Genomic DNA, 26,595 nt, shown 5'->3' with positions numbered 1-26,595 from the left:
ATACGCGATGCATGAGAGTGACTGGAGTTCAGACGTGTGCTCTTCCGATCTCGTGGTGGGAGGCGACTGTGGTTCGCGCTAGCGACCTATGTATCAATCCACCTTGAAGCCCACGCCCAAGCTCGCGCGCGGCTGCTCGATCTCGCTGCTGGCAACGGGATAGGCGCAGTAATCCGCAGCGTAGTAGGCTGCGGGGCGGTGGTTGCCGGAAAGTCCCAGCCCGCCGAATGGCGCCTTCGAAGAAGCACCATTGGTCGGCTGGTTCCAGTTGACGATCCCGGCGCGGATATTGGCCCAGAAGTGATTGAAATCCTCCGGCGAGCCGCCGATCAACGATGCCGACAGCCCAAAGCGCGTATTGTTCGCCTCTGAAATGGCGCTGTCCAGATCGGGCACCTTGATCACCTGCAACAGCGGGCCGAACAGTTCGACATCGGGGCGATCCTCCATCGCGGTCGTGTCGATCAGCGCGGGCGCGACGAAAGGTGCATCCTCGCGGATACGGCGAAGGTGGCGGATCGCCTTGCCGCCATTGGACAGCAGGTAGAGGAAACTCTCGGTCAGTTGGTCTGCGGCTTGGTTGTCGATCACGCAGCCCATGAAAGGCTGGGGATCCGCAAAAGGCTCGTCCACGATGATCTTCGCGGTCAGCGCTTTCACTGCCTCTACCGTCCGATCATACATGTCTTCGGTGACGATCAGTCGCCGCGCGGCGGTGCATCGCTGGCCTGCGGTGGTGAAGGCCGAGCGGGCGATGAGCAGCGCTGCATCCTCGATCAGCGGGGTCTTCGTCACCACGATCGGGTTGTTGCCACCCATTTCCAGCGCGAGAATCTTGCCCGGGTTGGTCGCGCACTTGCGGTTGATCGCGATGCCGGCCTGCGCACTGCCGGTGAACAGGATGCCGTCAATTGCATCGTGAGCGACCAGCGCCTTGCCCTCGTCCGGGCCGCCGATCAGTACCTGGACCACGTCTTTCTCGATCCCCGCACGATGGAAACACTCGACCAGCATCGCGCCGACCGCAGGCGTCTTTTCGGAGGGCTTGAAGACTACGGTATTGCCCGCGATCAGCGCCGGCACGATATGACCGTTCGGCAGGTGCGCGGGGAAGTTGTACGGCCCGAGTACCGCCATGATCCCATGCGGCTTGTGACGCAGCGCGGCCACCCCGCCCAGCGCACTGTCGAGCTTCTTCTGCCCCGTCCGCTCCATATAGGCGGAGATCGAAATCTCCACCTTGTTGATGACCGCCTCGACCTCGGTCTTGGCTTCCCACAGCGGCTTGCCGGTTTCGCGTGCGATCAGCTGCGCGAAATCATCGGCGGCGGCGCGGACCTCGTTGGCGAAGCGACGAACCAGCTCCATGCGATTGGCGACCGGCCGGGATGCCCACCCGGGGAACGCCTCGCGAGCGCGAGCGACTGCTTCGTCCACGTCGCCGATCGACGCACGGAACAGTTCCTGCCCGGAAGCAGGCTCGAAAGACACGATTTCGGAAGTTGGCACTCCTGGCAGGTCCTCGGTTCCTTCAGGCGGTATTTTGAACCGCTTCTTGTGGATAAGCCGCGCGCATTAGCGATTTTTGGACACGACGTCACCTGTCCTGCGCGGCTGGCTCTGGCGGAGCACCATGTGCTTCGCCTGCGCGGCGGATTGCTGCGACCTTTTCGAGCAATGGTTCCCAGTCATCGCGCTCGTCGATGGCAGACCAGATTGTCTCGACTTCGTCGATCAGCATGCTTTGCGGGGGCTCTTCCTGCCGATAGGGGTGCGGGCTTAGCACAGGATCGTAATCCTCCATGAGCCTTGCGAGTTCCTCCGATTGCGCACGCCCGCCCCGATGTGTGTGGAAAAATGTGTCGGGCTGCTCGCCGCTTTCCTGCATTGCTCTTTCGCAGGCGGCGATAAGAGCGCCATCCTGTGTTTCGCCCTGCGGTTTGAGCCCCAGTCGCCATAGCCAGCGGCGGCGCAGATGCTCGGCATAGAGTGGGCCGAACCGCTCCAGCGCCGCGATCAGGCCCTCCGACGGGGCGATCAGGCGGAGAGCGGTGGCAAGTTGCGCGCAGTTCCAGCCCACTGCTTCGGGCTGGCGACCGAAGGCATAAAGGCCGGCGTGGTCGAAATAGGCGGCGGTAAAGCCGGGTTCCCAGCGCGGTAGCCAGCGCCAGGGGCCATAATCGAAACTCTCACCCGAAATATTCATATTGTCGGTGTTGAGGACACCATGGACGAAGCCCGCGACCATCCAACTTGCGGCGAGGTCCGCCATCCGCTCGACCACCTGGTGCAGCAGGCGGATAGCGGGATGATCGCGGTCGGGTGCATTTTCGGGCGGAGGTGGACCGGGGAACTGTGTGAGGCAATATTCGACCAGTTCGCGCATGTGCCCGGGCTCGTCATGCGCAAGCAGGCGCTGGAAGGTCCCGATGCGGATATGCCCGTGGCTGAGGCGAGTGAGCACGGCGGAGCGCGTGGGCGAGGGTTCGTCGCCGCGCCACAGTTCCTCGCCGGTCTCCACAATCGAGAATGTGTGCGAAGTATTCACGCCAAGCGCCTGCAACATCTCGGTTGCAAGCAGTTCGCGCACCGCGCCCTTCAAGGTGAGTCGTCCGTCTCCAGAACGGCTGTAGGGCGTCTGGCCCGAACCTTTGGTGCCCAGATCGAGCAGGCGGCCCCGATCATCCCTCAATTGCGCAAACAGGAAGCCGCGCCCATCACCGATCTCGGGATTGTAAACCCGGAACTGGTGGCCGTGATATCGCAAGGCTAGCGACTTTTCGAGATTGCCCGGTAGTGGCTCGAACCTGCCGAAATGCGCGACCCATTCGGCATCGCTCAGCTTATCGAGTTCGACTGTTGCAGCGGCACGATCGTTTCGCCAGCGCAGCTTCGTTTCGGGGAAAGACGCAGGATCGACCGGGTCGCCGATCCAGTCGGCGAGCGTTAAGATCGGCGCAGGAGTGTCCTGGTGTGGTTGCGGTTTTTCGACCATCGCGGCAATAGTGGGCACGCGCGGGCTCCCGCGCAACCTGATGACACTTGCCGAACCCGAAAAGAGGGCCATGGATCAGCGCTTTACCGATGGTTATTGGCATAGTGCCGATGGCCTGAAACTGCATTATCGCGACTATGCCGGTGGCTCCGATGGCTTGCCGCCAATTCTCTGCATGCATGGGCTGACCCGCAATTCGCGCGATTTCGCGAAGGTGGCGGAACGTCTATCGCCCGAGTGGCGCGTGATCGTGCCGGAAATGCGAGGGCGTGGGCAAAGCGACTATTCCGAGGACGCAGAAACGTACAATCCGCTGCAATATGTAGCGGATGTCGAAATCCTGCTGGGCGAACTGGGTATCGAACGCTTCGTTGCAATCGGTACTTCGCTGGGCGGATTGATGACGATCCTGCTGGCGCAAAGTGACGCGAAGCGCATTGCGGGTGCGGTGCTGAACGATGTCGGCCCGGCAATCGAGGAAGGCGGGATAGACAAGATTCGCACCTATGTGGGGCAGGGGCGCAGCTTCCCCACCTGGATGCATGCGGCGCGCGCGCTCGAGGAAACGCACGAGGATGCGCACCCCAATTATGAGCTGGAAGACTGGCTGGAAGCCGCCAAACGCACCATGGTGCTGGGCCAGAACGGGCGGATCAGCTTCGACTACGACATGGCGATTGGTGATGCCTTCCGGGAAGCAGAAGACAGCGCCGGTGCGCCCGCTGCAAACCTGTGGCTGGCATTCGAATCGCTATCGCAGACCCCGCTGACCCTTGTGCGGGGCGAGTTGTCCAACCTGCTGTCCGAAGAGACGGTGAACCAGATGCGTGCACGCAATCGCGGCATGGACGTCGTCACGGTCCCGGACACGGGCCATGCGCCGACGCTGGAAGAACCCGAAGCCGCAGCCGGGATCGATGCACTACTGGCAAAGATCAAGGCACGGGAATCGGCTTGATGGTCGGGGGATCGAGCCGGGCTGCCCCCCGCGTACTCCATCTCCACTCCACATTCGCGGCGGGCGGGAAGGAGCTGCGCTGCGTACAGCTTATCAATGCATTCGGGCAGCAGCTGTCGCACGCCATCGTCTCGGCCGATCCGGGAGCCTATGGGGCGTCGGAAGGCATCGGGCCGGGTATCGACGCGCGCTATCCGCGCAGTTTCCCCTCCTTGCGCGGGAAACCGTGGCCCAAGCGGCTCCACGCACTCGCGAGCGCGATGAAGGATTATGACCTTGTCCTGACCTATAATTGGGGCGCGATGGACGCCGTGATGGCGCACACGCTGTTCCACGATATGATGGATCTGCCGCCGCTCATCCATCACGAGGATGGCTTTAACGAGGACGAGCAGGACCGGCTGAAGGCCACACGCAACTGGTATCGGCGAATCGCGCTAGGAAAGACCAGCGGGCTGGTCGTCCCGTCGGAGGTGCTGGAGGGTATCGCGCTCGAAGCATGGCAGCAGCCGATCGGTCGTGTGAAACATATCCCCAATGGCATCGATACGAAGCGCTTTGCGACCAAGCCCAAGCGCGATGCCTTGCGCGGTGTCATCAAGCACGAGGGCGAATGCTGGGTCGGCACGCTTGCAGGGCTGCGTCCGGTCAAGAACCTGCCAATGCTGGTCAGTGCCATGGCCCGGCTTCCCGAGCAGTGGCAACTGGTGATTGTGGGCGAGGGGCCGGAAGCGGATACCATCCGCGATGCCGCAGAATCGGCCGGAATTAGCCACCGTGTGCACATGCCAGGCTTTGCGGCCGACCCACACAGGTTCGTCGGCCTGTTCGATATTTTTGCGCTATCCTCCCGGTCCGAGCAGTTCCCGCTCTCAGTGGTAGAAGCTATGGCAGCAGGCTTGCCGGTGGTCGCGCCCGACGTGGGCGATATCTCGGCCATGGTTTCGGACGAGAATGCGCGTTTTATCGTGCCGCGTGACGACGAAGCGGGGCTGGCCGCCGCCCTGCTGGCGCTGGCGAATGATGGCGAGACCCGTAAGACGATTGGCGAGGCGAACCGGTTCAAGGCGCGCGCGCAGTTCGACGAGGCGAAGATGATCGGGGCCTACCGCCGCCTATACGACAGTGCGCTGGGCGGCGGTGTGCTGCGGTAGCTGCAGCTTTCACCTGCCGTTCACGCGGGCTGCTATTGAATTGGCTGCATCATGGTTTAAAGACCCGCGCCTACCCCGGCAGTTTCCAAGGAAGACCATCAGGCGTGGCCCTGTTACCCAACCGCGACAGCAGCAAAGCAGCAGACCGCAAGGCCAAGACCAAGGCCGCGCAGGACGAGGCGCTCTTGCGAGAGGTGGACGATGCGGTTCGTACCGATCAGTACCGCCATATCTGGGAGAACTACGGGCGTTACATCATTATCGCCGTGGTGGTGGGCCTGGGCGTGTTCGCCGCAATCCTGATCTTTACCGGCCAGAGCGAAGGCGATCGCGAAAAGGAATCCGAAACGCTGGTGACCGCGCTGGACCAGCTTGAAGCGGGCAATGTGAAGCAGGCCGACGAAGAGCTGGCTCCCCTGGCGGAAGATGGCAAGGGTGGCGCAAAGGCGCAGGCGCAGATGCTGCGCGCCGGGATCGCTCAGGAAGAAGGTCGCACCAAGGAAGCCATCGCCCTGTTCGAGGAAGTTGCCCAGAATGGCGACGTACCGGAATCGATCCGCGATCTTGCCGAGTTGCGCGCGGTGATCGCAGGTTACGACACGCTCAAGCCATCGGAGGTTATCCGCCGCCTGACGCCGCTGGCGCAGGAAGGTGAGCCATTCTTCGGCAGTGCTGCCGAAGTGCTGGCCATGGCGCACCTGGAGGCGGGCGACGAGAAGAAAGCCGGTGCCCTGTTCGCCAAGATTGCCGAGAGCGAAGATGTGCCGGAGACGATCCGCGGGCGTGCGCGCCAGATGGCGAGCGTGCTGGGCGTCGATGCGGTTGGCGATGTGGACGAACTCGTCAAGGATCTGCGCGCATCTGCCGCAAACGGCCGCCCGGTCGCACCGGCGCAATGATAGTACGAGTTACACAATAAGGACGCCCCACGGGCGATATATCGGAGGATGACCTTGCGAGCATTTGGTGCGATCCCGCTCCTGTTTACCGCGCTGATCATTTCGGGCTGCTCGGGCGGCCTGTTCGGCGGCGGCGGCGACAAGAACGTGACCCCGACGGTGGGCGATCGCGTGCCCGTCCTTTCCCGGATCGAGAGCGGGGCGAAGGTCGATCCCAACCTGGCGGGCGTTTCGGTCGTCCTCCCGCCTGCTCGCGTGAACGATAGCTGGGCGATGGCAAGCGGTACGCCGAGCAAGAGCTACGGTCACCTGTCGCTGGGCGCCAGCCCGACACGTGCGTGGTCGATCAAGATCGAGGGCTCCACCAATAGCCGCCGCCTCGGGTCTGCACCGATCGTTGCCAACGGCACGCTCTATGCGGTCGATACCTCCGGTGCGGTCCATGCCTTCGACGCCGCGACCGGATCGCGTCGCTGGCAGCACAGCCCGGAAGTGACTTCGGACCTGCGCGGCTCCGCCTTTGGTGGTGGCCTTGCAGTGGCAGGCAATCGCCTGTTCGCAACCAGCGGGACAGGCCAGGTCGTCGCACTCGACGCGGCTACCGGCAGCGTGGTGTGGAGCGCGAACCCGGCAGGCCCGCTTCGCGATGCGCCGACGCTTGCGTTCAACCTCGTGCTGGTGATGACGCAGGATAACCGCATCATCGCGCTGAACCAGAACGACGGGTCGATCGCATGGCAGGAATCGGGCTCGGTCGCTCAGGCCGGTGTGTTCGGCGTGGCCTCCCCGGCGGCGGGCCAGGGCACTGTCGTGGCTGGATACAGCTCTGGCGAACTGGTTGCCTATCGTTACGAGAATGGCCGTGTCGTGTGGGCCGATGCGCTGGCACGCACCTCGATCTCGACCGAGGTTGGCAGCATCTCCGATATCGACGCGGATCCGATCATCGACAGCGGGCGCGTTTATGCGCTCGGCCAGGGCGGTCGTATGGCTGCTTATGAACTGGTGACCGGGCAGCGCGTCTGGGAACTCAACCTTTCCGGCATTTCGACCCCGGCACTTGCAGGCGAATGGCTGTTTACGCTCACCAGCGACGCGCGCTTGCTCGCGATCGCGCGTTCGACCGGCAAGGTTCGCTGGATCACGCAATTGGCGCGTTATCGCGACGAGAAAGATCGCGAGGGGCCGATTTTCTGGACCGGCCCGGTGCTCGCCAACAACATGCTCTACATGGCAAACTCGCGCGGCGAGTTGTGGCAAGCGAGCGTGGGCGAGGGGTCGGCAAACATGTTGTCCAAGGTCAGCGATTCCGTCAGCCTGCCGCCGATCATCGCCAACAACATGCTGTACGTGCTCGACGACAGCGGGACGATCACCGCTTTCCGCTAAGGGCATCGAACGCCTCGGCTCGTTACCGGGCATTTAACCCTTTTGCGCCTATGGCGGCTTCATGCGCGAAGCCGCCTCCAGTTCCGGCAATCGAACCGACCTGCCCCGCAGCGATGTGTCTGCGGGGGTAGGGCTGGTCGGCTTGGCCGGTCTGCTGTGCTGGATCGTATTTTGCCGCGCCTTTCCCGAAATTTCGGCCGCGCTCGATCTGCCGGGGCCGCGTGCACGACTTGACGGGCCCTACGCAGCGCTGACCGCACTCGCGTTCAGCGGCCTGCCGATGGTCCTGTGGTCGGTCTTCGTCGACAAGGTGCATCGCAATCCATCGACAGGGATCGACTGGAATGCACGCGCCGACGCCGAATCGACGCGCGCCATCTCGTTCACCAAGCTGACCGGACTGTGGGCGACCTGGGCGGTACTGGCTGCGCTCTATGCCATCGGCCGCTGGTATTGGGACGGGCAATACCTGTTCGCGATGGAAGTGCTGGGCTTTGCAGCGATTCCGATGCTGCTGCTCTCTATCCCCTACGTATTCTGGCTCGACCGGCGGATGGAAAACCCGCGCGACGGCACCTGGCATTTCGGTGCGTTCCTGCTCGCGCGCGAGCCGTGGGACCGCGAGAAGGTGATCGGCCATTGGCGGGCGTGGATCATCAAGGGCTTTTTCGGCGCCTTCATGATCTCGATTCTGCCCGGTGGCTTCGCTGCGGTGGTGAATGCGAACCTCGCCGATCTGGCAAGCCAGCCCGGGGCACTGGCTTTGGCGATGATCGAACTGCTGTTCGTGATCGACGTGCAGATCGGCACCGTCGGCTACCTGATGACGCTACGTCCGCTCGACAGCCATATCCGCAGCGGAAATCCCTTCCTCGCCGGATGGATTGCCGCGCTGCTGTGCTATCCGCCGTTCGTCTACGGCGTGATGGATGCTGGTGGCCTGCTCGCATACGAATCGAATGCTCCCGGCTGGCGCCACTGGCTGGCGGACAGCCCGATGCTGCTGTCGCTGTGGGGCGGTTGGCTGGTCATGCTGACCGGCGTCTATGCTTGGGCGACGATGGTCTTCGGGCTTCGCTTTTCGAACCTGACCTATCGCGGTGTGATTACTCACGGGCCATATCGCTTTACCCGCCATCCCGCGTATCTCTCCAAGAACCTGTTCTGGTGGAGCGCGGCGCTTCCATTCCTCGTCACCGATGGTGGCCCGATGGAGGCGTTGCGCAATGTCGTGGGTCTCTCGCTGGTGTCAGCGATCTATTACTGGCGCGCGCGCACCGAAGAAGCCCACTTGCTGGGCGAGGACGCCAAATACCGCGAATATCATGCATGGATGAGCCAGCACGGCATTATCACCGCACCGCTGGCAGCGCTGGGCCGCGCCATAACGCGCGGTCGCAGCAGCGAAGAGCTCCAACCGGCGGAATAACCGCCTGCGCTAGAAGCTGTACTTGTAGACCCGGCTGATATCGCCGCCCCATTCGCCATGATAGCGATCGAGCATGCGCTGCGCGGGCGAGCGCCCGCTCTCGACGATCTCTTCCAGCGTCTGAAGGAAGCCTGTCTCGTTATCGCCGCTGGTATTCAGGCGTGCACGCGCAGTCAGGCCCGACTTTGCGATGGCGAGCACTTCACGCCCGAGGTCTTGCAAGGTCCTGCCGCCGGGAACGGCTGCGGCCAGCCCTTCCTTGGGGACCGCGTTGCGCAACGCCTCGCGCTCTTCCATCGACCAGTGCTTCACCAGGTCCCACGCGGCATCGAGCGCGGTCTGATCGTATAGCAGGCCGACCCACAGCGCGGGGAGGGCGCAAATACGGCTCCACGGGCCGCCATCGGCGCCGCGCATTTCGAGGAAGCTTTTCAGGCGCACTTCGGGAAACGCGGTGGAGAGGTGATCCCACCAGTCGCTTTCCGTCGGCTTTTCTCCGGGAAGGATGCTCAGCTTGCCATCGAGGAAGTCGCGGAAGCTCAGCCCTGCAGCGTCGAGATATTTGCCTTCGCGGAAGACGAAATACATCGGCACGTCGAGCATGTAATCGACCCAGCGATCATAACCGAAGCCATCCTCGAACACGAAGGGCAGCATGCCGGTGCGGTGCGGGTCCGTGTCCGACCAGATATGGCTGCGATAGCTGAGATAGCCGTTGGGCTTGCCTTCGGTGAAGGGCGAATTCGCGAATAGCGCGGTCGCCAGCGGTTGGAGCGCCAGGCCGACGCGGAATTTCTGCACCATGTCGGCTTCGCTGCCATAATCGAGGTTCACCTGGATGGTGCAGGTGCGCAGCATCATGTCGAGACCAAGGCTACCGACGCGCGGCATGTGCCGCATCATGATCTCGTACCGGCCCTTGGGCATTACCGGCAGGTCTTCGCGGGTCTTGTCCGGCCACATGCCGAGGCCGAGGAAACCGACTCCGCACCGCTCGCCGATTTCCTTGACCTGGGCGAGATGACGACCGGCCTCGTTGCAGGTCTCGTGAAGGTTTTCGAGCGGGGCACCCGACAATTCGAGCTGCCCGGCCGGTTCGAGGCTGACCGTCCCGTCATCGCCAGCCATCGCGATAACCTTGCCGCCTTCTTCAACGGGCTTCCAGCCGAAATCCTGCAAATTCAGTAGAATGTCACGAATACCGCAGGGCTCGTCGTAACTCGGCGCGGAAAAATCCTTGCGCCGGTAGACGAGCTTTTCATGCTCGGTGCCGATCCGCCAATCGGCTTTCGGCTTCTCGCCCTTGCGCATCGGTGCGACCAGCTGATCGCGGCTTTCGATGACGGGATCGTCTTCGCTCGATGCATTGCGCGTGCTCATGTGCGTTGCGTTAGAAAACCGATTGCCGGGAGGAAAGGCATTTATTCTTGTGCTCCCCGACTCTCGGCCCAGTCTCCAGCCTGGGCCATCCATATGCTGAGAGAGGCGATAGCCGCAGTTTCACCGCGCAGGATGCGTGGGCCCAGCGTGATGGGTACGGATTGCGGCAGGGCGCGGATTGTCGCGCGTTCGGCATCGTCGAAGCCGCCTTCCGGGCCGATCAGGAGCGCTGCAGGCGTGCCATGTTTCGCAAAAGCACTGGCCGCCTCCATCCCGCCTTCCTCGTCGGCGAAGAACAGCGTTCGATCCGGCAGCCAATCGGCCAACAGCGCGTCGAGTTTCGTCGGCGGCGCCAGATCCGGCAGCGCGGTACGCGCGCATTGCTCGGCAGCTTCGGTCACGATGGTGCGTGCGCGCTCGGGATTGAGCTTGTCGGCCACACAGCGGCGCGTGACAATCGGGTGGATCGCAGCGACGCCCAGCTCGGTCGCCTTCTCCAGCACCAGGTCGAAGCGATCTTTTTTCAGGAGTGCAGGGCACAGCCACAGATTGGGCACGGTTTCCCGTGGGCGCAGATGACTGACAATTTCCAGTGTGACATCTCGCTTGCCGACTTCGCCTGCGTATGCGGCCCATTCGCCCGTCGCGTTGTCCATCAGCATGACCGTGCTACCGGGCTGAATACGCATCACCTTGATAAGGTAGTGGGCTTGTGGCCCGTCGATTGCGATCCTCGCATCCGGCGAAAGCCGTTGTTCGACAAACAGGCGCGGCGCGCTCTTGGGAGGCCAGGCAGGGGTTGCGGGCATTCTGAATCCGTTAGACGAGCGCCGGGTCGCACGCTAGTACGCGCGCATGACTGCTCGCACGACCCAGTATCTGATCGGGGCTGTCTTCGCCGTTCTTGGCGCCTGGGCGCTTTTGGCGCCGGATTCCGTGATCGAACTGGCGGTTCGCCCCGAGTTCCAGAGTGATGACTATCTGGCGAAGTTTGCACTTGCGTGTTTCGGGGCGCAGGCGTGTCTCTTCGCGCTTGTCGCATTTACCGCAATCTTCACGAAACGCACCTTTGCGGCATATGGGATCGCACTGCTGCCGTTCTTCGTATTCAACTACTGGTTCTATTTCCGTGTGCCGCTGCTCACCGAAGTGGGTCTGCTCGACTTCGTCGGCAATCTGATCATGCTGGGCCTATGCTGGCATGGATGGCGCGTGGCAGAGAGATGACCGCAGATATCGTCCCGGACACTGAGCACCGCGGGTTGATTGCCCGATTGCCGCAGCCAGCGCGCGATCTTGCACAACTGGCCCGTTTCGATCGGCCTATCGGCTGGTGGCTGCTATTCTGGCCCTGCGTCGTCGGCGTATGGCTGAGCGGGGCAGGCTGGCAATGGGGCACGATTTGCTGGTTCCTGCTTGGCAGTATCGCGATGCGCGGTGCGGGCTGTGTCTATAACGATATCACGGATTCCGAGCTCGACCAGAAGGTTGCGCGCACCGCGAGCCGTCCGATTGCGAGCGGCAGGGTAAGCAAGCAGACGGCATGGATCTGGCTGAGTGTGCTTTGCCTGGTCGGGCTGATCGTGCTGCTGCAACTCTCGCTGCTGGCACAGGTTATTGCGCTGGCGAGCCTGCTGCTGGTCGCCGCCTATCCTTTCATGAAGCGGATTACATGGTGGCCTCAGGCATGGCTGGGCCTCACCTTCAACTGGGGCGTGCTGGTGGGCTGGGCAGCGTTCGGCGATGCGGGATGGGCTGCGCCGATTGCCGTGTATCTGGGGTGCGTCCTGTGGACCGTGGGCTACGACACGATCTACGCATTGCAGGATCGCGAGGATGATGCGCTGGTGGGCATCCGTTCGTCCGCGTTGCGGATGGGCGGCAAGGTGAAGCAGGGCGTGGCGATCTGTTATGGCGGCGCCGTGCTGCTGTGGGCGCTCGGCTTCTGGCTGCTGCGCGCGGACTGGGTTTCATGGCTCACCTTGATGCCCGTCGGATGGCATCTGGCATGGCAGGTGCTGACGCTGGACGAGAAGGACCCGGACAATCCATTGCACCGCTTCAGGTCGAACCGCATGGCGGGCATGCTGCTTGCAGTCGCTTGCTTCGTTGTTGGGAACGCAGGGGTTTAGCGAGTTTCCATCGCGGCAGCCGTCCGCCCACCTCCCCACCCGTCCACCATAGTCTGACGCCATCATTGGTGGCCGGGTGGGGAGGTGGGCGGCCGATGGCCCACAACCAATGACTGCCCGCTGTTTACTTTTCGTTCCGCACCGCATTAGACCGGGGCATGGCCGCGCCGACGCCCGAACCACCCGCCTTGCCCGCGCTCCATGCCAGCCATGCAGGGCTGTGGCTGGCGGCGCCCGATGGGACTACGCAAGAAGTCGGCAAGGGGCAGGCGATCAATGCCTGCGCCGATACGCCGGTGCTGATGCTCAACGCGCCGCTGGTCTCCGCGCGGCTGGGATACCCGGACCTATCCGGGCTCGACCTGCTGGAATTGTACGCCTTCCTGCATCCCGCGCGCTTCTGTGTGCCGACGCCGAAGGGTCTTGCTGCCGCACTCGATATCGACCCGCCGGGGGGCGATGCGGCGACGCCTGCCTTCCTGCGCATCGCGCTCTCCGCGATGCTTGCAGTGTGCGAGCGCGACAACTGGGCCGAGCGACACGGAGCCTGGAGCACTCTGCAATCGCTCGCTCGCGCGCGCTGGCCTTGGGCGCAGGTGCTCGCCCCCTTCGTCGCGAAGCCGGAGCGGGCCGAGCGTTGGCTCTTCGCAACCCTGCCGGAGTGGGAGGACGCGCCCGAAAGGCCTCAGCCCGCGCAGGTCTCGATCAGCGAAGAGGAGGTGCAGGGCCAGCTTGCCCGGCTGACTGGGGAGGGAGCGGAACAGCGGGAAGGCCAGCGCGCCTATGCTGCCGAAGTCGCGCGCATTTTTGCGCCGCGTGAGAAGCGATCCAAGCCGAACCTTCTGCTCGCGCAGGCGGGCACCGGGATCGGCAAGACGCTGGGGTATCTCTCGCCTGCCAGCGTCTGGGCTGAGCGAGCACAGGGTACTCTCTGGGTCAGCACCTATACTAAGAACCTCCAGCGCCAGTTGCGGCGGGAAAGCCGCCGTGCATGGCCCGAGAAGCGCGCCGATGGGAGCGCGCCTGTGGTGGTACGCAAAGGGCGCGAGAATTACCTGTGCCTGCTCAACCTGGAAGATGCGATACAGGGCGGGTTCGCCGGCCGGGGAGCCGTGCTGGCGCACCTGGTAGCCCGCTGGGCGCAGTATTCACGCGATGGCGACATGATCGGCGGCGACCTGCCCGGCTGGCTCGGCACGCTGTTTCCCCGGCGCGGGATCACCGCACTGACCGACCAGCGCGGCGAATGCGTCTATGCCGGATGCCCGCACTACCGGAAATGCTTCATCGAACGCGCCGCGCGCACCTCCGCGCAGGCCGATCTGGTGATCGCCAACCATGCGCTGGTGATGATCAATGCAGCACGCGGCCGCCACCACGGACATCCGCCAACACGTTTGATCTTCGACGAAGGCCACCACGTCTTCGACGCCGCCGACAGTACCTTTGCCGCCGCACTTAGCGGACAGGAAGCGATCGAGCTGCGCCGCTGGATTATCGGGCCGGAGCGCAACACGCGCGGTCGGCGGCGCGGGCTTGCTGCAAGGCTGGCAGACGTTTCCTCCTATGACGATGCGGGTGGCGAGGCAGTCGAGGCCGCCATCGAGGCGGCGCAGGCGCTGCCAGCGGACGGCTGGCTGGGCCGGATAGGCGAGGGTGCGCCGTCCGGTCCGCTGGAGGAGCTTCTCGCGCAAGTACGCGCGACAGTGTTCGCGCGGGACGAGAGCGGCGGTTCCGAAGCGGGCTACGGGATCGAGACCGAGATTGCCGATCCGCCGGGGCCGCTGGTCGAGGCCGCTCAGGAAGCCCAGGGCGCGCTGGCGGACCTGCGGAAGCCGCTGCTGAAGCTTGGCCAAAGGCTGGAGGCGGTGCTGGAGGATGCGCCCGACTGGCTCGACAGCCAGGGCCGCGCACGGATCGAAGGCGCCCGGCATTCGCTCGCGTGGCGAATAGACCTGATCGTTGCTTGGGAAGCCTTGCTCGGCCGCATTGGCGGCTTGGCGGACGCCGATTTCGTCGACTGGCTGGCGGTCGACCGGTTTGAATCGCGCGAATACGATATCGGGCTGCACCGACGGTGGCTCGATCCGATGAAGCCGTTTGCCAAGGTCGTGCTCGAGCCTGCACATGGCGTGATGCTGACCAGCGCCACCTTGGCCGATCGGGATTCGCAAGGGGAGGTCGATTGGGCGCGGGCGATTGCCGCGAGTGGTGCTGACCATATCGGGCTCAATCCACACCTCACCAGCCAGCCGAGCCCGTTCGACTATGCCAGCAATGCCGAGGTGCTGATCGTGACGGATATCAGGCGTGGCGACATGGCAGGGCTCGCCGGGGCTTATGCCCGGCTGATCGAGGCTTCGGGCGGTGGCACGCTGGGGCTGTTCACCGCGATCAAGCGCTTGCGGGCGGTCCACGCGCGGATTGCCGACCGGCTCGCCCGCGCACAACTGCCGCTCTACGCACAGCACGTTGACCCGATCGACACCGGGACGCTAACCGATATTTTCGGTGACGATCCGCGCGCCAGCCTCCTCGGTACCGATGCCCTGCGCGACGGGATCGATGTTCCCGGAGAAAGCCTGCGCAGCGTCGTGCTTGAGGCGGTACCCTGGCCTCGGCCTACCATCCTGCATCGCGCGCGCCGGGCTGCCTTTGCGGATAGTGAGGGCGGGGGCGGCGCCTATGACGACAGGATCATCCGCGCGCGGCTTGCGCAGGCATTCGGGCGCCTGATCCGCTCGCGCGACGATAGCGGCCACTTCGTCGTCCTGTCTGCTGCATTCCCGAGCAGACTGCTCAACGCCTTTCCTTCAGGAACACCGATCCATCGCGTTTCGCTCGACGAGGCAGTTTCCCGCCTTGCCGCCGGGCCGCCTGCAAGGCAGGGAGGGTTCTCACCCGCCGGGCTCGATGTGCCAGCGGGGTGAGGCCGGAGCGATGATGAGGCTGGACACGTGAAATATCTCGGCCTGTTGCGACACGCAAAGTCCGACTGGGGCGATCGCGATCAACGCGACTTCGACCGCGGGTTGAACGATCGCGGGCGCAATGGTGCGCGTGTGATCGGGCGGCATATCAGGCGTGAGGGCCGCGAATGGGATATGCTGCTCGCCAGCCCGGCTGTGAGGGTGAAAACGACGCTGGAGGAAGCCGCGCTCGGCATCGAGCCCGTGTACGACCGGCGGCTCTATCTAGCAGGCCCCGAAAATCACTTCGAGCTGGTGAAGGAACTTGCTGGCGATGCGCGCTCGGTCCTGATTGCCGCCCATAATCCGGGTTTGCAGGACGTGGTCCTCGCGCTGGTTTCCAGCGAGCACGAGACAGCCGATTTTCGCGAGGCAATGGTCAAGTTCCCGACCGCCGCCTACGCGGTGCTGGAACTGCCCATCGACGACTGGAGCGAGCTGGGCGCACCGGTCGCCACGATGGTTCACTTCATGCGGCCACGCGATCTGGACCCGAATCTCGGCCCAGAAGAATAGGGCCCCGGAAATCGCGTCTAGTCGATGACGTTGCGCGGGCCCTGGCCCTTGGCGGCCAGGGTGTCCTCGGGATTATAGAGCGCGCATTTTTTCAGGCTGAGGCAGCCGCACCCGATGCAGCCATCCAGATTGTCGCGCGCCCGCTCCAGTTCCGCGATGCGGGCATCCAGCTGGTCTCGGATGGCACGGCTAATGGCGGACCAGTCCCTTGCGTTCGGAGTGCGACCATGCGGCAATTTGATGAGCTGCGCCTCGATCTCGCCAAGTGTTAGCCCAAGTCGCTGTGCGATCAGGATGAAGCTGAGGCGGCGGATATCGGACCGCAGGAAACGCCGCTGGTTGCCGCCGGTCCGGTGTGGCTCGATCAGGCCCTTGCCTTCGTAATAGCGGATGGCCGACACGCTGAGCCCCGTACGGCGGGCGAGGTCCCCGATAGGCAGCAGATCGTTCGCATTCATCGATCACGGCGATAGGATAAATATCTCTTGACCTCAAGTAAGCTTGAGGTTGCACAAGGTTGGCGCTGTTGAAGCGGCGCCGCACTGGCTCCGCGTGATTGATGGAGCTTTGCAATGCCGACAGGACGACTGGAACACGCCAATATCTCGGTCACGGACCCGGACCGCAGCGCCGCATTGCTGGTCGATCTGCTGGGTTGGCACGAGCGCTGGAAAGGACCGTCGATGAATGGCGGGCGGACCATCCATGTGGGCAGCGGTGACGCCTATGTTGCGCTCTACACAAGTGCGGAAGTGCGCGGCGACTACGCAAAAGGCAACCCGCTCAACCATATCGCGTTCGAGGTCGATGATCTTCCTTCAGCCGAGACGATTGTAAAAGCGCACGGCCTCGAACCTTTCGGCCATGGAGACTACGAGCCGGGTCGCCGCTTCTACTTCTTCGACTGGGACGGGATCGAGTTCGAGGTGGTCAGCTATGAATGAGCCCGTGCTGAGAAAGCCGCTCTTCGACAAACGGAAGATCGAAGAGAAAATGAGTACGCAATGTGACGATTTCGTGCCGAAACGGTCCTCCACTTACCGCTGGCCGGTGTTGGCCTATCGCAAGTTTTTGCGCGCTAAGCGTTGATTTTACTTGAGGTTCTGGTTTCCTGAACAATCGTTCAGGGGAACGGCGTCGAAAATGTCTCCGTTTTTAGGGGACTATGTTGAAGCACGCACATACCGCTCGTTGCGCTCCCGTCGCGATTGCCGCGATGCTGGCGCTTGGAACAACCCCGGCACTCGCGCAGGATGCGTCGAGCGCCACAACCACGGCCCAGCCGACCCAGACTACGGTACCGACGGTCAGTACGGCGCCGCCGCCGATCACCTCGTCTACGCCAGCGCCTGCGCCAGAGACGACGCAGCCGGATCAGCGCAGGGTTGTCCTGCCGCCTAGCACGACCGCTCCGTCGCAATCGACGGTCGCTCCCGCGCCTGTTGTGGACCAGCCGACCGAACCAGTGCAGGAGACTCCTCGCTCGACCGAGGCTCCCGCAGCTGCCTCCGAAAGCCGCAGTTCGGCATCCAGCCGCACTGCTCGTACAAGCGCTGCAACCAGGACAACATCCGATACGGCTCCTGTTACCTCCACTCCGACCACCGGATCGGGTGAGACCACCGACCTCGGCGTGACGAATTCGGATACGATGACCGAGGCTGCCGCGCCTGTTGCAACCCGTGCGACGGTCGAACCCGAGGCAATGGCCGTGTCGCCGCAGGCGGATGAGAGCCTGACCATAACCGAAATCGTCTCGCTGGCGCTCATGGGCCTCGTGCCGATCGGTATCCTCGCCCTGTTACTGTTCGCCTTTGCGCGGCGTCGGAAGCGGGCCAATGCCATGCGAGCCGAGAGCACCGCTTCGGCAAACGCCGATGTGATCGCAAATCGCCAGTCGGTCGACCAGCCGCGCACCGTCACGGTCATGCCGGCAAGCACGGAAACTCGCACGCCGAGCGAACCTTCCATTGCGGATGGTTTCACCGGGACGTCGGCCACGATCACTCCGGTTGCCGCTGCACGGATGAACCGCCGCGACGATTTTGGTGGCTTGCCACACACAGGCGCTTCTGTCGCCCTGCCGGCCAAGGCGCCCGAAAGCGCGGAAGAGCGAGAGGCCCTGCTGAAGCGGATGACCGACGCAAAGCCGGACCGTGCCAATCCCTTCACGGCACGCAAGGCCCGTCGCCATCGGGCAAAGCTGATCCTCGCCTCGCTGGGTCGCAAGTTCGAAAGCGGTCCGCCCAAGATGGACCTGAGCCAGTACCCCAACAACTGGCCGGCGCTCGCGACGCGAAGCGACAAGGCAGCGGCCTAACCTCCCCCTGAGGGTCGCAGCTACGTGGCCGGGCCGGAGCAATCCGGTCCGGCCATTCGCTTGCCGCCATTCGCGCTTGCAACATGCCAGTTGCTGCGCAACAGGCATGTCATCATGAGCATGCAAGATCTGATCGCCGCCGCCCGCACGTCCAAGGCCTGGCCGTTCCAGGAGGCTCAGCGCCTGCTCAAGCGCTATCCCGACGGTATCAAGCCCAATGGCGAGCCGGTTCTGTTCGAAACGGGTTACGGGCCGAGCGGACTTCCGCATATCGGCACCTTTCAGGAAGTGCTGCGGACCACGCTGGTGCGCCGCGCGTTCGAGGCACTGATCGGTGCTCGACCCGAAGATGGCAAGACACGCCTCGTTGCTTTCAGCGACGATATGGATGGGTTGCGCAAGGTGCCCGAAAATATCCCGAATGCAGAGCTGCTCGAAGCGAACCTGCACAAGCCGCTCAGCCGCATCCCCAACCCGTTCGGCAGCGATCACCCGAGCTTTGCGCACCATAACAATGCCATGCTGCGCGAATTTCTCGACCGGTTCGGCTTCGAGTACGAATTCGTCGCCGCGAGTGAGCGGTACAATTCGGGTGCCTTTGACGATGCGCTCAGGAGGGTGCTCGCGAACAACCAGGCGATCCTCGACATCATGCTGCCCACGTTGCGCGCGGAGCGTGCGGCGACGTATTCTCCGATCATGCCGATCAGCCCGGTGACCGGCCGCGTGCTGCAGGTGCCGGTCGAAGTGGTCGATGCGGATGCGGGCACCATCCGTTTCACCGATGAGGATGGGACAGTGGTCGAGCAGTCCGCCCTCGGGGGAATGTCCAAGCTGCAGTGGAAGGTCGACTTCGCGATGCGCTGGGTCGCGCAGGATGTCGATTACGAGATGTACGGCAAGGACCTGACCGATACCGGCGTGCAATCGGGCAAGATTGCGAGGGTGTTGGGCGGTCGCAAGCCGGAAGGGCTGATCTACGAACTGTTCCTCGACGAGAAGGGAGAGAAGATCAGCAAGTCCAAGGGCAACGGCCTGACGATCGACGAATGGCTGACCTATGGCAGCGAGGAATCGCTGGGCTTCTACATCTTCCCCAATCCCAAGAGCGCCAAGCAGTTGCATGTCGGGGTGATCCCGCGCGCGGTCGACGATTACTGGCAGTTCCGTGAGCGCCTGCCCGAACAGGAGCTGGACAAGCAGCTGGGCAACCCCGCGTGGCACCTGCTGCGCGCCAATGGTGGCTATACCGCCGAGGAAGCGCCGGGCGCGGGCGACAGCCTGCCGGTGACCTACGGCCTGCTGCTTAACCTGGTTGGCGTAATGGGTGCGACGGCGACGCGCGATCAGGTCTGGTCTTACCTTGGCAATTATATCGAGGACCCGGATCCCGCAATGCACCCGGAACTGGATACGCTGGTCGGCACAGCGCTTGCCTATAATCGTGATTTCATTGCACCCTCGCTCAAGCGTCGCGCCCCTGCACCGAACGAGGCGGAGGCCTTGCGTGCGCTGGACGGGGAACTCGCTGCTGTTCCCGCCGACATGAGCGCCGAGGATTTGCAAACCATCGTCTACGAGATCGGCAAGCGCGAGGAGTTCGGCTTCGAGTCCCTGCGCGACTGGTTCAAGGCGCTGTACGAAACGCTGCTCGGCTCCGAACAGGGACCACGTATGGGCAGCTTCATCGCGCTCTATGGCGTGGCCAACACCCGCGAACTGATCGCCGAGGCACTGGCTGAGGCCTGATCCCTCAACCCCATTTGCGGGTGCGGTACCACTTGGTGATGACGTACTTCACACCCTCGGTAACGGGGGTGCCCGCGTGCAGCGTATCGATATTCGGCGTGCCATCGGGGTTGGCATTGTTCCACACCATCAGGACACCCGCCTTGGGCGCAATCTGGATCCCGAGCTTCGGAAAGGCCGTTGCTCCGCCCCTTTCCAGCGTGTTGAGGAACATCATCGCGGTCCAGCTGCGCTGGCCTCCGTTCTTGCGCTCCCGCTTCCAGTAATCCTCGGCAGGATAGAAGAAATCGTGATGGTCCTTGAACTGCTGGCCCGGCTGGTAACGCTGGCCCTGCATGGCCTCACCCACCTTGGCAGGCATGCCCAGCGTATCGTCGATCCGGCGACTGATCATCCTGATCATCGGATCGGCCGGATCGAGATTGCCCGAATAAGAGGTGCGATATCCCTCGCGCTCGGTGCCGGAATAGAGTGAGCTCGGCTGGGCAACCAGATCGATCATCCCTGCCAGCGTGCGGCATTCGTTGGAGGTCAGGAACTCGCCGATCGCATAGATCTCGGCCTTGTCGCTCGGCACCTTGTAGGCCTTGGGATCGGCATCGAGCCGGGTGCGGACGATCTTGCCTGCGCGTACCAGCGCATCCTGATCGGGAACTTTGGTTTTCGTGTCTGCCATGATGGCGAACCTATCAAGCGAGCGGGCTGCGATCTAGAGCCTTGCATCGCCTGTAGGACAGCAAAAAAGCAACGCCCCGCCGGTACGAAACCGACGGGGCGCTTTGTGTTGGATCCGGCGTGTTCTTACCAGAAGAAGTCGTAGATCACGTCGACCACTTCGCCGGTGTAGATATTCACCAGCATCACGTCGTCGTAGTAACGGACCCATTTGTACGGCCCGTAGACTTCGGGCAGGCGATAGGTCCAAGGATCGTTGATCCAGTACCGGTTGCCGAAGAACAGGCTGCCCAGCGTAAAGCCGATGCTCAGGCGACGATAGCTGTAGTTGCGATAGGGCGCGTAGTACCGGCCGAGATTGTAATGGCGGCGGTTCTGCGCGCGATAACGCTGCCAGTCGTACCGGCGATCGTTGCGCCAGCCGCGGTTCCACCGACGCTGGTCGCGACGGTCCGCCCGATAATCGCGGCGCTGGTCGCGGCGGTCGTAGCGATTGTCCTGCCGCTGGTTGCGCCGGTCGTAACGATTGTCCTGGCGCTGATTGCGACGATCTGCGCGGTTATCGCGGCGCTGGTCGCGGCGGTCGTAGCGGTTTTCCTGGCGCTGGTCGCGACGGTCGTAGCGGTTATCGCGGCGGTTTTGCTGATTTTGCTGCGCACGATAGGCTTCACGGGCCTGAAGGCGAGCATCCCATGCCGACTGCGAACCGCCACCGCGCTGCTGCTGTGCCTGGCGGTTCTGCTGGCGATTGCCGCGGTTGTCCTGTCGGGCCTGCTGGCGGTTGGCGCGATTGTTCTGCCGCGTTTCGCTCCGGTTGGCGCGGTTGTTCTGCCGCGCTTCGCTCCGGTTGCTGCGATTGTTCTGGCGTGTTTCGCTGCGATTGGCACGATTGCCCCGTCGCGTCTCGCCATCGCGGGGCGGGCGTTCGGCGATCGTACCGCTCGCGCCGATCGAGGTCAGCACCGTGGTCGGCTGCGCTTCGGCAGCAGAAGCGGTGGCGGGCAGGCCGGTGGCGGCAAGCGCCAGACCCAGCGCGGTGAGCCCGCTATATCGGAAAAGCTGTGGTAGGTCGTACATGATGTGTCCTTGCGGCTCCCTTAGTTGCTTTTTGGCCAAAGGAAGTTGCGCCCACCATGCGACTCCGTTTGTCCCGCATTGATACATGCCTGATACGCGCTGACACGTTTCTGAACATGCAGCAAGGGCAATTGTTAAGGTTTCTATGCATCTTGATGAATGATAGCCTTTCGCGAGCCGATTGACAGCATCGGATCGAGCGTGCGTAGGGGCGCTCATGCTGGAGACGCTCGACACAGTGCGCGACGATGCCGAGGCGCGGTTGGCACGGGCCGCACAAGATCGCCGTTCTGCGATGCACACCCCCGTTGTCGCGACGGGCAATGCTGACGTCAGGGTCATGGTTTTGCGCGATTTTGACCCGTGGGGCCTGCGCTTTCACACCGATGTCCGCGCGCCAAAGGTCAACATGATCGAGGGTGCTCCGCAAGTTGGCGTACTGTTCTACGACAAGGCCGAAGGGGTGCAGATCAGGGTACGTGGCACCGCGCGGATTGAGCGGGATGGGCCGATTGCCGACGCCGCATGGGAAGAAAGCACCAACTTCGCACGTCGCTGTTACCTAGGCGAAGGGCCGGGCGCGGTTGCCGAAAAGCCAACCTCCGGCCTGCCCGCAGCCTTCGAAGGGCTCGAGCCGACCGATGAGGAGCTGCTACCTGCCAGGGAGAACTTCGCAGTCCTGCTGGTGGATCTGCACGAACTCGACTGGTTCCACCTCGCGCATGATGGTCACCGGCGCGCACTGATCGATCTCGCCACGGGCGAGTCGCGCTGGATTACGCCGTAAAAACGCTCCCCGCCTGACACACCTGACACAGTGTCTAAAGGCAGAAAAACGCCCCCCAAAAAAGACGCGCTTTCCATCCCGCAGGACGTATACATGATCGACCGTGGGAAAGAGCGGACGCTGCCTTATTCCAAGCGCGCGGAGTAGGAAAACCACAAGTGGAAGCGCCGGAATTGCCCGGCGCCGCCCAGGGGTCAGGTCGCAAGGCCCACGGTCGCGCTGGCAGTATATCCGGTGCTGGCCGAACCGCTCATGCTCATCATCATCGCGGTCTGCTGCGCCGCCGAGTTGTCGCCAAACACATTGTCGCTGGCGAGCGAGGTATTGTTGAGCGCGGAGATGCTGCCGGTATAGGTCGGATTCGCCGCATAGAGCGAGGCCAGCACGTCCTTGGGCAGTGAGAACTGCGAGATCAGGCGCGCGGAACGGCCATTGCTGGCGTTTGTCAGGCTGGAGTAAACCTCGAAATGGATGTGCGGGAACCGCCCATTATAGGTGCCGGGCACGATAGTGGTGAAGGTCACCTGCCCGTTCGCATCGGTCGTCTGCAACCCGCGCAGGAAATTCTCTGCCGGCAGGTCGTACAGCGAGTACCGGCCCACGGCATCGCAATGCCAGATGTAGATTACGTAATTGGCGAGAGGTGCGCAGTTATTGTTCACATCGACCAGCGTGACGGTGAAATCCATCTGCGTACCCGCAGCGGTGTTACCGCCATTGATGCTGGAGCGGATGTCGGCGCGCTGGAAGGCGGCGACGGGCACGACATTCGAGTAGGCACCGCTGGATGTGTTCGTGCCGTCCGCAGGATAGGGGCCGTTGGTTTCCGATGCATAGGAGGTGCAGGTGGAGGAACCGTCGGCGCTGGAGGATGTCGAGGTGGGGGTAGGGGTGCTGCCGGAGGACCCGCTGGAGGATGAGCCGGTCGAGGTCGAGAGCGCATTGTCCGCCCCGCAAGCAGCAAGCATCACGCCGGTCGATGCCATCCCGAACAGGCCGAGTGCGCGCCTGCGGTCGATGACTTGCGCGCGCTCCAGATCGTCTGCCAGCGCGGGCCGCGCATGGTCGTGGTACTTGCGCGCCGTTCCGGTTGCGAATGGCTGTTCCGTATCTTCCATTATGTGCTCCACCAAGGTTGCCCCCAACCCTGCGCTGCACTGCGATATTCGGAATTCTCCCCGCGATTACAGCCTCATTTTGTATCGCGAGGCGGGTTTCGTGTCGCGGTGTGTAACGCGAAAGGCGGGTTGGGGGCGGTTCTCCCGGCTGCGCTTATCCGCCCGGCAACCCGGCCGCCTCGGCGATGACCCACAGCCCGATGGCGAGGAACAGGAGCGCGGCGACGATCCGCACCGACTTGAGCGATATGCGCTCGATGATCGCGTTGCCAAAACAGACGGCGGGCACGTTCGCGAGCATCATGCCCAGCGTGGTACCAAGCGCGACCCGCAGCACACTCTCGAACTGCGCGCCCAGCGCTATGGTTGCGACCTGTGTCTTGTCTCCGATCTCGACCAGGAAAAAGGCGATGGTTGTGGTCAGGAAGGCCCCGAAGCGGCCCGGCTTGGGCTCGTCGTCTTCCTCGAATTTGTCAGGGATGAGGGTCCACGCCGCCATCGCGACGAAGCCAATACCCACGGCATAGCGGAACCACTGCCCGTCGAGCAGGCCTGCGATCGTATGGCCGAGGAAGGCGGCGATGCCATGGTTGGCGAGCGTTGCGACGAAGATGCCGAGAATGATCGGCACCGGCGCACGAAACCGCGCGGCGAGCACGATGGCGAGCAGCATGGTCTTGTCGCCGATCTCGGCCAGCGCGACCACGGCGGTAGAGGTGAGGATGGCGTCCACTTGAGTATCTCCGGGCCGGGCGAACAAGACTGCAACGGCACATGACCTCCCGCCCGGCCAGGCGGAAGTCAGGTGCCATTGGTCTTGCCCGTGCGGATTACTCCGCGCCCCTGCGCCACGACCTCTCGGCCGAGTATGTTGACGCGAGGGAACCGCTGCGTGCGCTGCGGTGGGCTACTCCCCAGATGACGGGTGCGGGTTAGCGGAGGGGAGGGGGAGGGGCAAGGGTGAGCGACGAGAAGCTCACATTATGGTCAGGATAGTATGGTTCGTGATTTCCACGAATTTCCAAGACCAAGTCTGTTCTAAAATAGCTCTAGCCCATATTTTCCTGGAAAACCGAACCGCTACAAGAGATTTAAGCGCGTTTTTATGGGAGATCGGGCCATGTCAAGGAGCTTCCTTCCTTTCGACGGATCGAAGTATCGCTGCGTTCGTGCAGATATTCACATCGACGAATTAAAATCGATATTATCACGCTATACAGAAAATATGCCATTTAACCTGTATTTCGAGACATCGAACGTGAGAAATCTACGAGCATTCTTTGGGGTTGTTGGATACCCTCCGGCGATTGCTTCATTTGCGCTAGGAGATGTCATTCACAGTTTAAGGTCATCGCTCGACCATCTGGCTGGAGATTTAGCTAGGTTGAATCGACGATCGCCCAGAAGCGTGGGCTTCCCAATATCTGACAGCGCGAGTTCTCTGAAAAGCGCTATAGAAAATAGAAACTTTCGTCGCGTTTCGAAAGATTGCTTAGAAAAATTAAATGAAATATCTCCGTACAAAGGAGGAAATGACGCGCTGTATTACTTAAACAAGATTAGTAACTTCGATAAGCATTCTATATCTATTCCGATTTGGCCGCAGTTTGAATGCAAAGAATTGATTGTAGCTCCTCCGGTGGGAAGTGAGACAATATTTTACAATTTTAAGGCTGACCCGGATGCACGACTTAATGTCAATTATCTTCCATACTCAATGAAGTTTATAAATGCTTCAACAAAAATGGTCTTTCACCAAGACGTAGAGGCGGATCTTAAGGGCCTTGAAGTGATTGGAATGGTAGAAGATATAAGAGATACTGTCAGAGATGTAATTTCGCAATTTGAGAAAGTCACAACCGGTAGAAATAGACCTTTTCCAAAAAAATTCGTGGAAAATACTATTTCGGCTTCGACGCCCCCGCGTCCTAAAGTTTTTGTCAAAGAGGCCGATGCATTAATTGAGACAGGGAGCACTTGGGATCTTTCCGAGGCATGGTCACTAATCCAGCGCGGAGAGGATGCTCGATTTGGGCTCTTTCGATCTACCGCGTCAGCTTTTTATACGCCAACCGCGTAGGCCGATCCGCCGCGTCGCCCAGGCGCCGCCGCTTGTCTTCCTCGTAAGCCTCGAAGTTGCCCTCGAACCATTCGACGTGGCTGTTGCCCTCGAAGGCGAGGATATGCGTCGCGAGCCGATCCAGGAAGAAGCGGTCGTGCGAGATGACCACGGCGCAGCCAGCGAAGTTCTCGATCGCGTCTTCCAGCGCGCGCAGGGTTTCCACGTCGAGGTCGTTGGTCGGTTCGTCCAGCAGCAGCACGTTGCCGCCTTCCTTGAGCATCTTGGCCATGTGCACGCGATTGCGTTCGCCGCCCGATAGCTTGCCGACGTTCTTCTGCTGGTCCTGGCCCTTGAAGTTGAACGCGCCCACGTAGGCGCGCGTGCTCATGTCGTGGCCGTTGACCTTCATGTAATCGAGCCCGTCGGAGATTTCCTCCCACACATTGTTGCTCGCAGTCAGGTCGTCGCGGCTCTGGTCGACATAGCCCAGGTGCACGGTGTCGCCGATCTTGATGGAGCCCGAGTCCGGCTGTTCCTGCCCGGTGATGATGCGGAACAGCGTGGATTTGCCCGCGCCGTTGGGGCCGATGATGCCCACGATGCCGCCCGGGGGCAGGGTGAAGCTCAGGTTTTCGAACAGCAGCTCGTCGCCGAAGCTCTTGGTCAGGTTATGCGCCTCGATCACTTGGCTGCCGAGGCGTTCGGGCACCTGGATGACGATCTGCGCCTTGCCCGGCTTGCGGTCATTCTGCGCGTCCTGCAGCTGTTCGAACTTGCGCAGGCGCGCCTTGGACTTGGTCTGGCGGCCCTTGGGGTTCTGCCGGATCCACTCGAGCTCTTCTGACAGCGCCTTCTGGCGGCCGCTTTCCTCGCGCTCTTCCTGCGCCAGCCGCTTGGCTTTCTTGTCGAGATAGGTCGAGTAGTTGCCTTCGTACGGATAGTAGGACCCGCGATCGAGCTCGAGAATCCAGCCCACCACATTATCG

24 protein-coding genes are annotated in these 26,595 nt (G+C 62.5%); 14 read left to right on the top strand and 10 right to left on the bottom strand.

Annotation, left to right across the window (positions count from 1 at the left end; genetic code table 11):
- Positions 1-93: 93 nt before the first annotated feature.
- Both astD and ACEQXE_RS03440 read right to left on the bottom strand, forming a co-directional pair.
- Positions 94-1,509: a succinylglutamate-semialdehyde dehydrogenase gene (astD, locus tag ACEQXE_RS03445; RefSeq protein ID WP_370177540.1), complete on the bottom strand. Its 1,416-nt coding sequence runs from the start codon at positions 1,507-1,509 to the stop codon at positions 94-96.
- Between the two features lie 88 nt (positions 1,510-1,597).
- Positions 1,598-2,995 (bottom strand): protein adenylyltransferase SelO family protein, encoded by a 1,398-nt coding sequence (locus tag ACEQXE_RS03440; RefSeq protein ID WP_370177541.1) that lies wholly within the window; start codon positions 2,993-2,995, stop codon positions 1,598-1,600.
- 70 nt (positions 2,996-3,065) lie between these two features.
- Between ACEQXE_RS03440 and ACEQXE_RS03435 the strand changes: the two genes are divergently transcribed.
- The 5 genes from ACEQXE_RS03435 to ACEQXE_RS03415 all read left to right on the top strand — a co-directional run bounded on the left by ACEQXE_RS03435 (position 3,066) and on the right by ACEQXE_RS03415 (position 8,824).
- A complete protein-coding gene (locus ACEQXE_RS03435; protein WP_370177538.1) occupies positions 3,066-3,953 on the top strand; it encodes an alpha/beta fold hydrolase in 888 nt (295 codons plus the stop codon).
- The gene (locus tag ACEQXE_RS03430) at positions 3,953-5,107 is read left to right on the top strand and encodes a glycosyltransferase family 4 protein (RefSeq protein WP_370177537.1); all 1,155 of its coding nucleotides are present in this window, start codon (positions 3,953-3,955) and stop codon (positions 5,105-5,107) included. Before ACEQXE_RS03435 ends, ACEQXE_RS03430 begins: the two co-directional genes overlap by 1 nt.
- Positions 5,108-5,211: 104 nt before the next feature.
- Positions 5,212-6,006, top strand: coding sequence for a tetratricopeptide repeat protein (locus ACEQXE_RS03425; RefSeq protein ID WP_370177535.1), 795 nt, complete (start codon positions 5,212-5,214; stop codon positions 6,004-6,006).
- A gap of 48 nt (positions 6,007-6,054) precedes the next feature.
- Positions 6,055-7,395, top strand: coding sequence for a PQQ-binding-like beta-propeller repeat protein (locus ACEQXE_RS03420; protein WP_370177533.1), 1,341 nt, complete (start codon positions 6,055-6,057; stop codon positions 7,393-7,395).
- A gap of 61 nt (positions 7,396-7,456) precedes the next feature.
- Positions 7,457-8,824 carry an isoprenylcysteine carboxylmethyltransferase family protein gene (locus ACEQXE_RS03415; protein ID WP_370177532.1) on the top strand — a complete coding sequence of 456 codons (1,368 nt, stop codon included), beginning with the start codon at positions 7,457-7,459 and terminating at the stop codon, positions 8,822-8,824.
- A gap of 9 nt (positions 8,825-8,833) precedes the next feature.
- Here ACEQXE_RS03415 and ACEQXE_RS03410 read toward each other — a convergent pair whose 3' ends face one another.
- Entirely contained in the window at positions 8,834-10,204 is a 1,371-nt protein-coding gene (locus tag ACEQXE_RS03410; RefSeq protein WP_370177531.1) for a glutamate--cysteine ligase, read from the bottom strand.
- A gap of 41 nt (positions 10,205-10,245) precedes the next feature.
- On the bottom strand, positions 10,246-11,013 hold the full coding sequence (locus tag ACEQXE_RS03405) for a 16S rRNA (uracil(1498)-N(3))-methyltransferase (RefSeq protein ID WP_370177530.1): 768 nt from the start codon (positions 11,011-11,013) through the stop codon (positions 10,246-10,248).
- Between the two features lie 46 nt (positions 11,014-11,059).
- Between ACEQXE_RS03405 and ACEQXE_RS03400 the strand changes: the two genes are divergently transcribed.
- The 4 genes from ACEQXE_RS03400 (at position 11,060) to ACEQXE_RS03385 (ending at position 15,821) form a co-directional block, all read left to right on the top strand.
- A complete protein-coding gene (locus ACEQXE_RS03400; RefSeq protein ID WP_370177528.1) occupies positions 11,060-11,431 on the top strand; it encodes a hypothetical protein in 372 nt (123 codons plus the stop codon).
- Positions 11,428-12,336, top strand: a complete 909-nt coding sequence (gene ubiA, locus ACEQXE_RS03395) for a 4-hydroxybenzoate octaprenyltransferase (protein ID WP_370177526.1) — start codon at positions 11,428-11,430, stop codon at positions 12,334-12,336. The genes ACEQXE_RS03400 and ubiA overlap by 4 nt, the downstream gene beginning before the upstream one ends.
- 158 nt (positions 12,337-12,494) lie before the next feature.
- Positions 12,495-15,266 (top strand): ATP-dependent DNA helicase, encoded by a 2,772-nt coding sequence (locus ACEQXE_RS03390; RefSeq protein WP_370177524.1) that lies wholly within the window; start codon positions 12,495-12,497, stop codon positions 15,264-15,266.
- 27 nt (positions 15,267-15,293) lie between these two features.
- The gene (locus ACEQXE_RS03385; protein WP_370177523.1) at positions 15,294-15,821 is read left to right on the top strand and encodes a histidine phosphatase family protein; all 528 of its coding nucleotides are present in this window, start codon (positions 15,294-15,296) and stop codon (positions 15,819-15,821) included.
- Positions 15,822-15,838: 17 nt separating this feature from the next.
- Here the strand turns inward: ACEQXE_RS03385 and soxR are convergent, their stop codons facing one another.
- Entirely contained in the window at positions 15,839-16,279 is a 441-nt protein-coding gene (gene soxR / locus ACEQXE_RS03380; RefSeq protein ID WP_370177522.1) for a redox-sensitive transcriptional activator SoxR, read from the bottom strand.
- Between the two features lie 114 nt (positions 16,280-16,393).
- On the opposite strand from soxR, the gene ACEQXE_RS03375 reads away from it, so the two are divergent.
- The 3 genes from ACEQXE_RS03375 to ACEQXE_RS03365 all read left to right on the top strand — a co-directional run bounded on the left by ACEQXE_RS03375 (position 16,394) and on the right by ACEQXE_RS03365 (position 19,890).
- Complete coding sequence (locus ACEQXE_RS03375) at positions 16,394-16,765, top strand: VOC family protein (protein WP_370177521.1); 372 nt, start codon at positions 16,394-16,396, stop codon at positions 16,763-16,765.
- Positions 16,766-17,037: 272 nt separating this feature from the next.
- Positions 17,038-18,141, top strand: a complete 1,104-nt coding sequence (locus ACEQXE_RS03370; protein ID WP_370177519.1) for a hypothetical protein — start codon at positions 17,038-17,040, stop codon at positions 18,139-18,141.
- Between the two features lie 114 nt (positions 18,142-18,255).
- On the top strand, positions 18,256-19,890 hold the full coding sequence (locus tag ACEQXE_RS03365; RefSeq protein WP_370177518.1) for a lysine--tRNA ligase: 1,635 nt from the start codon (positions 18,256-18,258) through the stop codon (positions 19,888-19,890).
- Positions 19,891-19,894: 4 nt separating this feature from the next.
- Here ACEQXE_RS03365 and ACEQXE_RS03360 read toward each other — a convergent pair whose 3' ends face one another.
- Positions 19,895-20,566 (bottom strand): prolyl hydroxylase family protein, encoded by a 672-nt coding sequence (locus ACEQXE_RS03360; protein ID WP_370177517.1) that lies wholly within the window; start codon positions 20,564-20,566, stop codon positions 19,895-19,897.
- A gap of 125 nt (positions 20,567-20,691) precedes the next feature.
- Positions 20,692-21,642 (bottom strand): RcnB family protein, encoded by a 951-nt coding sequence (locus ACEQXE_RS03355; RefSeq protein ID WP_370177516.1) that lies wholly within the window; start codon positions 21,640-21,642, stop codon positions 20,692-20,694.
- A gap of 217 nt (positions 21,643-21,859) precedes the next feature.
- Here ACEQXE_RS03355 and ACEQXE_RS03350 point away from each other — a divergent pair, with 217 nt between their 5' ends.
- On the top strand, positions 21,860-22,429 hold the full coding sequence (locus ACEQXE_RS03350) for a pyridoxamine 5'-phosphate oxidase family protein (RefSeq protein ID WP_370177515.1): 570 nt from the start codon (positions 21,860-21,862) through the stop codon (positions 22,427-22,429).
- A 194-nt stretch (positions 22,430-22,623) separates the two neighbouring features.
- Here ACEQXE_RS03350 and ACEQXE_RS03345 read toward each other — a convergent pair whose 3' ends face one another.
- Entirely contained in the window at positions 22,624-23,547 is a 924-nt protein-coding gene (locus ACEQXE_RS03345) for an intradiol ring-cleavage dioxygenase (RefSeq protein ID WP_370177513.1), read from the bottom strand.
- Between the two features lie 154 nt (positions 23,548-23,701).
- Positions 23,702-24,280: a TMEM165/GDT1 family protein gene (locus ACEQXE_RS03340; RefSeq protein ID WP_370177512.1), complete on the bottom strand. Its 579-nt coding sequence runs from the start codon at positions 24,278-24,280 to the stop codon at positions 23,702-23,704.
- Between the two features lie 387 nt (positions 24,281-24,667).
- Here ACEQXE_RS03340 and ACEQXE_RS03335 point away from each other — a divergent pair, with 387 nt between their 5' ends.
- Positions 24,668-25,627, top strand: a complete 960-nt coding sequence (locus tag ACEQXE_RS03335) for a hypothetical protein (RefSeq protein WP_370177511.1) — start codon at positions 24,668-24,670, stop codon at positions 25,625-25,627.
- Here the strand turns inward: ACEQXE_RS03335 and ACEQXE_RS03330 are convergent.
- The coding region (locus ACEQXE_RS03330; protein ID WP_370177510.1) for an ATP-binding cassette domain-containing protein at positions 25,593-26,595 on the bottom strand (1,003 nt) is incomplete at its 5' end. The genes ACEQXE_RS03335 and ACEQXE_RS03330 overlap by 35 nt on opposite strands.

The organism is Alteriqipengyuania sp., from assembly GCF_964222115.1.
GTDB lineage: Bacteria > Pseudomonadota > Alphaproteobacteria > Sphingomonadales > Sphingomonadaceae > Alteriqipengyuania.
This window is presented reverse-complemented; position numbering and strand designations above follow the sequence as displayed.

Coding starts and splice junctions, on each gene's coding strand:
- ACEQXE_RS03375 (WP_370177521.1), top strand. CDS start 16,394: ATGCCGACAGGACGACTGGAACACGCCAATATCTCGGTCACGGACCCG.
- ACEQXE_RS03440 (WP_370177541.1), bottom strand. CDS start 2,995: ATGGTCGAAAAACCGCAACCACACCAGGACACTCCTGCGCCGATCTTA.
- ACEQXE_RS03360 (WP_370177517.1), bottom strand. CDS start 20,566: ATGGCAGACACGAAAACCAAAGTTCCCGATCAGGATGCGCTGGTACGC.
- ACEQXE_RS03365 (WP_370177518.1), top strand. CDS start 18,256: ATGAGCATGCAAGATCTGATCGCCGCCGCCCGCACGTCCAAGGCCTGG.
- ACEQXE_RS03410 (WP_370177531.1), bottom strand. CDS start 10,204: ATGAGCACGCGCAATGCATCGAGCGAAGACGATCCCGTCATCGAAAGC.
- ACEQXE_RS03335 (WP_370177511.1), top strand. CDS start 24,668: ATGTCAAGGAGCTTCCTTCCTTTCGACGGATCGAAGTATCGCTGCGTT.
- ACEQXE_RS03345 (WP_370177513.1), bottom strand. CDS start 23,547: ATGGAAGATACGGAACAGCCATTCGCAACCGGAACGGCGCGCAAGTAC.
- ACEQXE_RS03390 (WP_370177524.1), top strand. CDS start 12,495: ATGGCCGCGCCGACGCCCGAACCACCCGCCTTGCCCGCGCTCCATGCC.
- ACEQXE_RS03415 (WP_370177532.1), top strand. CDS start 7,457: ATGCGCGAAGCCGCCTCCAGTTCCGGCAATCGAACCGACCTGCCCCGC.
- ACEQXE_RS03420 (WP_370177533.1), top strand. CDS start 6,055: ATGACCTTGCGAGCATTTGGTGCGATCCCGCTCCTGTTTACCGCGCTG.
- ACEQXE_RS03400 (WP_370177528.1), top strand. CDS start 11,060: ATGACTGCTCGCACGACCCAGTATCTGATCGGGGCTGTCTTCGCCGTT.
- ACEQXE_RS03405 (WP_370177530.1), bottom strand. CDS start 11,013: ATGCCCGCAACCCCTGCCTGGCCTCCCAAGAGCGCGCCGCGCCTGTTT.
- ACEQXE_RS03370 (WP_370177519.1), top strand. CDS start 17,038: ATGCTGGCGCTTGGAACAACCCCGGCACTCGCGCAGGATGCGTCGAGC.
- ubiA (WP_370177526.1), top strand. CDS start 11,428: ATGACCGCAGATATCGTCCCGGACACTGAGCACCGCGGGTTGATTGCC.
- ACEQXE_RS03430 (WP_370177537.1), top strand. CDS start 3,953: ATGGTCGGGGGATCGAGCCGGGCTGCCCCCCGCGTACTCCATCTCCAC.
- ACEQXE_RS03435 (WP_370177538.1), top strand. CDS start 3,066: ATGGATCAGCGCTTTACCGATGGTTATTGGCATAGTGCCGATGGCCTG.
- soxR (WP_370177522.1), bottom strand. CDS start 16,279: ATGAATGCGAACGATCTGCTGCCTATCGGGGACCTCGCCCGCCGTACG.
- ACEQXE_RS03355 (WP_370177516.1), bottom strand. CDS start 21,642: ATGTACGACCTACCACAGCTTTTCCGATATAGCGGGCTCACCGCGCTG.
- ACEQXE_RS03350 (WP_370177515.1), top strand. CDS start 21,860: ATGCTGGAGACGCTCGACACAGTGCGCGACGATGCCGAGGCGCGGTTG.